Source organism: Marinococcus salis (assembly GCF_054971365.1).
This window is the reverse complement of record NZ_JBQOJB010000036.1, coordinates 1-6460: the sequence shown is the minus strand read 5'-3', so window position 1 is coordinate 6460 and position 6460 is coordinate 1. Positions and strand designations below refer to the sequence as shown.

The window sequence follows — 6460 nt, the reverse complement described above, 5'->3', positions numbered from 1 at the left end:
TATGAGTACCATTTTACGACATTATGAGTACCATTTTACGACATTATGAGTACCATTTTACGACATTATGAGTACCATTTTATTAATAAAAGTACTTATGTTATTATTTTTATGAACTCTTTATTCAATTCTAGGACTTACAGGAGTGGTTATATGAACGAGATTGTAAAATACCACAACGAATTAAACACTGTTCCTTTCAAACGATTCAATGCCAGGGAAATGAATTTATTTTTTTCAATTGTTTCAAGAATGCGAGATAAAGGAACTACTACGGTTCGTTTCCAATTTAACGAATTGCGAGAACTTAGTGAATATAGCGACAGGTCAGTGCCCAGGTTTATGAATGATCTAGAAAATACTTACGATAAAATGTTGGTATTAACGATAGGAAGCCGTAGTAAGTTAAATGTGCGCAAGTTTGTATTGTTTACTGGGTTTGAAATCTCGGGGGAAGAGGGTTATGTAGATATAAAGTTAAATCCAGATTTACAGAGTGTCTTGAATGAATTAGATACATGGACAAGGTTTAGCCTTCAGCAGTTTAATTCTTTACATAGTACTTACTCTAAAACATTATTTCGTTTGCTAAAGCAATATAGGACTACTGGAAAGCTCGAAATAAGCATGCAGGATTTCAAAGAACTTCTTGAAGTTCCTGAAAGTTATAAAGTTGGTCAAATAGATCAAAAAGTATTAAAGCCTTCTACCAAAGAATTATCTAGCTTCTTTCACAATTTGAGTGTAGAGAAAATAAAAAGCAAAAAAAGGGGCAACAAGGTACTAGGTTATGTATTTACTTTTCAAAAAGAAGGTAACAATGCAGATGACTTTTTAAACAATAAAATTGAAGAGGAACCTGCAAAAAATCAAAAAAGTGAAGAACAACGCGAACGAGAACGTTTTGAAGCTATGTTAGCCGAGCGAAGACAAAAAAATAGCAGTCAAAGCTAAATGCTTTGGCTGCAACCATCAATGAATACCCTTGGAAACGCAGAGAAGAAACCTCTGCTACGTCTTAATATACCAAAAAAAACAGATCAACGAAAAATAAAAGTGTGTTAAAATAAGAAAGTAAGAAAAGAGGAATACGAGAAGAAAGGAGCATTTTGATGAATGATGCCCTAAAAAAGGACCCTTCGACGGCCAAAAAAAGTGTGCGCCTGCGAGGGAAAAATCAAATAACTATTCCAGCAGAACTCATCGACGAATTACAGCTAGAAGAAGGCGAGCAGTTGGAGATTCAAATTGAAAACGGTCATTTGGTTTTAGTGCCCGTCATTACCGTAGAAAAAGACCAAGCATGGTTTTGGACCCCAGAATGGCAACAAGAAGAAAAAGAAATTGATGAACAAATTCAAAACCAAGAAGTTTCTGCTCCGATGAATTTAGAAGACACCTTGGCCTCCCTGGATCAACTATCCAAGGAGGAATAGAAAGTGCACCTACAACGAACATCTCGATTTGATACTAATTATGCAAAGTTAGATGCACAGTCACAAAAAGCGATAAAAAAAGCACTGGCCTTGATGATCCAAGACCTCCGTCACCCTTCCCTCCGTGTGAAGAAAATGCGAGGGAAGGAATACATATACGAAGCAAGTGCAAACATGGATATTCGTATCACCTTTCATTTTGCAGATGCCAAAACGATTGTTTTGCGGAATTGTGGGCATCATGATAAAACCTTAAAAAAGGCATAAAGAGAAAAATAACAAAGCCTTCCTGGCCATGGCCAGAAAGGCTTTGTTGCGTCAAAAGCTAAGGAAACGGCTTCTTTCCTTAGGCATGATATAAAATAATTTATCAAGCATAGAAATTAGCACATTAGTTGAAAGCAAAAGCCTTGAAACAGCACAAAACAACTGGATACAATCAAGGCGAGAGAGACATAAAGGGTTTCTCTTTCGAGCAAAACCAAGCCCTCTGGCCGGCCAGGGGGCTTGGTTTTTGGACATTTGTTACACTTGGGGGACTTGCAAATTCCTTTTGACCCCGGCAGGCAAAAGAATCTAGCTTTTGCAGAGAAAGGTAACGGATGAATGAAAAAACGAGAAGAACTTGAAAAGCCAATCGCCAGCCAACTGGGACACATGCTTGCAGATCATTTTGGTCGAGGACCAAGAGCGATCCACGTTCAAATAGTTTTTCCTTTTGTGGTCGTTCATTTAAATGATTTTCTCGCTCCGATGGAAGACGTGTTACTACGTCAGGGAGACACTCATCAGGTGGAACAGATCCGAGAACAAATGATGGCCGAAATTGCCCCCTCCATAACGAAGCTACTGGAAACCGAACTGAACGTCAACGTATCGCATATACACTATGATTGGAATTTTCGACCGCCGGATGATTGTACCGGTTGCATATGGGCTGTCATGGACATGCCGAAAGAACAGCACGATTCCCTCGCGTGGCCCACCAATGTCAGTACAAAGATGCTTCATCGACAGATTCAAACCATGAGCGTCGAGGCACAAAGACAGCCCGATGATATTCAATTCTTTTGGTTAGGAAAACAAGCGTTGCTGGTGGAACGGACCGGCATTTTTCTCGCGATCGAAAAAGAATTGATGAATTATGGTCATGAAGAAACGCTAAAAGTGGTCAAACGACCATTGGAAAAAAAAATATTTGATCGAAACAGGTTAGAATCCGTGCTTAATGTCACCATTCAAGAAATCTTCGTGGATTGGCATATGAGCAGGGATGAAGGATATTTACTCCTGTATTTCCAACGAGACCAACGAGGACGAACGTATCCTGACGGATAACCAAACACATCCTAAGTCCTGTAGCCAAAAGAACGAAATAATAATAAGATGAGAAGTAGGCATCTAAAATATACCAAAAAACGAAGAATCTACTACAAGTGCACAACTTAATATTCTTGTGGTCCTAATGACGAGATACCTAGCTGGTCGTTCAAGCCACACCTAAACAAATGTTTAGGTGTGGCTTATTTTATTTCATACTGAAGGAGGCCCACTCATGAGCCCATTTACATTCGTGCATGCCGTCCAAAACAATGAAGTGCTGGTCGGAACATGCGTCGACATCGCTACCGCCACCGGCCAAGTTCCCGACCAAACCTTTGACAATACCGAAGCCTTAGTCGAGAAACTTCAAGCGTTACGAGCCCAGGAGCTCATTATTACGTTTGTGTCCGACAATGAAGAACTTCAACGACGATGGAACGAACCGTATAGGGCCGCCTCCCATCAATTTCTTCTCTAATAACAAAAAGCACGATTACCATGCGAGCAAAAAGGGAAAGAAAAATGCTGAAAGCCATGATCATTCCCTTTATGGCTTTTCGCCTACCACCATCAGAGGCCTTCACCCGGGCCTTTGACCATGTTGGAGACATTCAAAGAATCAAGAATATCCTTACACCTAAACCACGAGGGGCCCCTACCGACCATCACATCGGAGGGGCTTCTTTGGGTCGTCACGAAGAAAAAAGACGTGGGAAAGTCGGCCAAGAGTTCGCTTGAAACAGAAAACAGCTTGATAGAAATCGAAGAAACTGCTGTTTTATTAGTCGTTCAAATAGTGCCTCAAACACGAACGGTTTGAAGAAAAAACAAAAGGGAAAAAATAGTTGGGCATCTTCGAAAATTGTCTCTTTGAAACTTCGTGCACAAGAAAACAAGAACAGAGAAAAAGAGGCCAAGCCCCGAGATTAAGATAAAGGGATGATCCTCATGACTTGGAAAGAGCGTATGGCCATAGTAGAGCAAAAACTAACGAGCAGGGGGTCACAAGCATCCGAAAACTGGGCAGAAACAGCAAAGATCCGCTGGTTGGAAGAATTAGAAACCCTGGAAAACGAACTTCACGCAATTCTTCATGAAATAAGCCTCGAACTCGACAGCAACCAGCTCCCCCATAAAGAAAAAAAGGACGACTTCATCGATATGACGAATCCATCGAAATTGACACAGTTAGAAGCGTGCAGCCAACGAGCGGAAGAAATGGACCAGATCAAAAAACAACAACGACACATCATGAGGGAAGAGAAAAAAATCGTTTGGTGGAATTAAACCGCCCAAAAACAACAAAAGGCCGAAGAACTTGAAGGATCGTTTGCTGTTGAAAGGTTTGCGAGCGATAGCGAGCTGTTCGCCGGAGAAAATGGCTAGCACATAGCTAGTCATGTCGAAGAGAACAACCAAAGGGGTGTTTGAGGGGAAACGCGGAGCATTCCCCTCATCAAGCCGGCATATCTGCCACATAGTGGCTAGTATATGCAGTGCTTGCCAAACCACATTTTGACTTGATTGTTTCCATCGGACGCGGTACGATGGAAACAAAGCAAGGATAACTTTTCGACAGAAAAGGTGGTGGGAGTAATGAGCGAACGAGAACAACAGATGGCTAGCGAGAAAACGAACGGAGACCACCGGGCTCCCGTTCGGAAAGAGCCTAGGCAGATTAGTTTTCGAGTGAGTGAAGACGAATATGCCAAGTTGCAGCAGTCAGCGGCAACCTTGGATATGAGTGTGCCTGGTTTCGTGAAGAAAAAGGCACAGGGAAGTCGGCTGGTGACGCCCAAGTTGGATGCGGAAACCCGGCAATCCATCGTGAAGCAGCTCAGCAGGCTCGGAAACAATGCGAATCAGATCGCCAGGTATTGTCATCAGCATCAGCAGGAAGCGCCGGATTATGAAGCTCTGGAACGCAATATCACGACATTACGAAAAGAGTTGAGCGAGGTATGGCAACAGCTAAAATAAATGCAACCAAATCGACCTCTCGATCGATCAATTACGCGGAAAAGCGAGCCGTGCGGAAAGAGGGCCACCAGTGCGACGTGGATTACGCCAAAAGCAGTTTCAAAGCGACACGCGAACTCTACGGCAAAACCGGGGGCAACGAAGGGCATGTGGTGATTCAATCCTTTCAACCGGGAGAGGTGGATGCCGATCGGGGCAATCAACTGGGCCTGGAACTGGCGCAAAAGATCGCCCCCAACCATCAGGTGGCCGTGTACACGCATGACGATAAGGATCACATGCATAACCATATCGTCATCAATACGGTGGATCTCGAAACGGGCCACAAGTTCGTGAATCAGAAAAAGACCCTGCACGATATCCGCCGGGCCAATGACGAGGTTTGCCGGGAACATGGCTTAACCATCGCTGAAGAAGGAACAGCGTCCTTGCGATACACCCAGGCGGAACAACACTTGATTGCCAAAGGACAATCCTCCTGGAAAGATGAACTGCGCGAATACATTGAAGAAGCCAAAAGCCATACAGGCAACAGAGAAGCCTTTCAGGAGCATTTAGAAGGCTTGGGGGTTCAAGTCAAGGAACGAGGCAAAAACATCTCCTACAAGCATCCTGAGGCCGCTGTATGGGTTCGGGGAAAAACCCTGGGGGCCGATTACGACAAGGAGGCGATCCACCGTGAGTTTACGAAGCAGCATGAACCAACCAAACAACCAAGATACGTCGACACCTTCACCGTCGACTGGGACGCCTTCGAACGAACCACCAACGAGCGAAAGAATCAACGAACTCGAACGACAGAACAAACTGTTGGCCAATCGCATGATCGAACTCGAGAAAAGGGAAGAGAGCCAAAACCAACGCATCAACGCCCTCATCGAAAGACTAACCAGCGCAACAACGGACTTTCGCTCTAGCGTGCAAATCGCTCATGAACGAGCCAGTTCCAAGTTGTTGGAAGCACAGAAGGAAAACTTTGACCGACTGGAGAAGCAGCTGCAACAACAATATGAGAAGGAAAAACAGTTCTTTCTGGTTAAGAGTTATTCGATTCTTGTCCTGCATGTCCTAGCCTTAGTGTTGGCTTTGATGGTGATTGGCCGGACCCTCGTTCTAGGGTTCTGGCAAGGTTTGTTTTTGAATCGCTTGTGGGCGTTGGAGTGGTTGCATTGGCGAATGTTAACGCTGTTGATCATCGCAGCCCTGGTGGGTGGCATCTTGTACTTGATTTACCGGGGCGTGATGACGGTTCAAAAAAACGGTTTTAAGATATGACGATTTAGAAGAGAGAACGTCAACGGTAAGCGGAATCCGGGAACCGGATGAGCATTAAGGAGTTGACGGAAATACATGGTGTTCAAGCTGGGAATGACCGAAAGGGAATGAAGAGGGTGATTTCCCCGATACATTTCCTTTCGTCATCCGAGCGATAGCGGACGTTTTTGAGGGTGTCTTTTTGCAAAAAGACACGGTCTTAAAGATTAATCAGGATTTTAGCTTTAGCTAAAATATCATTATGAAATCTTAATTGAATTTATAATGCCATTCTTTTAAAACCTCTTTTATATCTCTTTTTATATCTCTTTTAAACCTCTTTTAGGGGCGCTAAACCTCTTGGGAGAGTAGTGATTTCGTTATCTATGAGTACCATTTTACGACATTATGAGTACCATTTTACGACATTATGAGTACCATTTTACGACATTATGAGTACCATTTTA

At 43.3% G+C, this 6460-nt stretch carries 9 protein-coding genes; all 9 read left to right on the top strand.

The window, feature by feature from the left end; genetic code table 11:
• Positions 1 to 153 precede the first annotated feature (153 nt).
• The 9 genes from ACTTK6_RS15630 (at position 154) to ACTTK6_RS15590 (ending at position 6014) form a co-directional block, all read left to right on the top strand.
• A complete protein-coding gene (locus ACTTK6_RS15630) occupies positions 154 to 954 on the top strand; it encodes a replication initiation protein (protein ID WP_462833926.1) in 801 nt (266 codons plus the stop codon).
• Between the two features lie 158 nt (positions 955 to 1112).
• Complete coding sequence (locus tag ACTTK6_RS15625) at positions 1113 to 1436, top strand: AbrB/MazE/SpoVT family DNA-binding domain-containing protein (protein ID WP_462833925.1); 324 nt, start codon at positions 1113 to 1115, stop codon at positions 1434 to 1436.
• 3 nt (positions 1437 to 1439) lie between these two features.
• Positions 1440 to 1703, top strand: coding sequence for a type II toxin-antitoxin system RelE family toxin (locus tag ACTTK6_RS15620; RefSeq protein WP_462833924.1), 264 nt, complete (start codon positions 1440 to 1442; stop codon positions 1701 to 1703).
• A 339-nt stretch (positions 1704 to 2042) separates the two neighbouring features.
• Positions 2043 to 2774, top strand: coding sequence for a Na-translocating system protein MpsC family protein (locus tag ACTTK6_RS15615; RefSeq protein ID WP_462833923.1), 732 nt, complete (start codon positions 2043 to 2045; stop codon positions 2772 to 2774).
• A 217-nt stretch (positions 2775 to 2991) separates the two neighbouring features.
• Positions 2992 to 3237 (top strand): hypothetical protein, encoded by a 246-nt coding sequence (locus tag ACTTK6_RS15610; RefSeq protein WP_462833922.1) that lies wholly within the window; start codon positions 2992 to 2994, stop codon positions 3235 to 3237.
• Between the two features lie 470 nt (positions 3238 to 3707).
• On the top strand, positions 3708 to 4046 hold the full coding sequence (locus tag ACTTK6_RS15605; protein WP_462833921.1) for a hypothetical protein: 339 nt from the start codon (positions 3708 to 3710) through the stop codon (positions 4044 to 4046).
• 309 nt (positions 4047 to 4355) lie between these two features.
• Positions 4356 to 4739: a MobC family plasmid mobilization relaxosome protein gene (locus tag ACTTK6_RS15600; RefSeq protein ID WP_462833920.1), complete on the top strand. Its 384-nt coding sequence runs from the start codon at positions 4356 to 4358 to the stop codon at positions 4737 to 4739.
• Positions 4721 to 5656: a relaxase/mobilization nuclease domain-containing protein gene (locus ACTTK6_RS15595; RefSeq protein ID WP_462833919.1), complete on the top strand. Its 936-nt coding sequence runs from the start codon at positions 4721 to 4723 to the stop codon at positions 5654 to 5656. The genes ACTTK6_RS15600 and ACTTK6_RS15595 overlap by 19 nt, the downstream gene beginning before the upstream one ends.
• A 34-nt stretch (positions 5657 to 5690) precedes the next feature.
• On the top strand, positions 5691 to 6014 hold the full coding sequence (locus tag ACTTK6_RS15590) for a hypothetical protein (RefSeq protein ID WP_462833918.1): 324 nt from the start codon (positions 5691 to 5693) through the stop codon (positions 6012 to 6014).
• Positions 6015 to 6460: the final 446 nt, after the last annotated feature.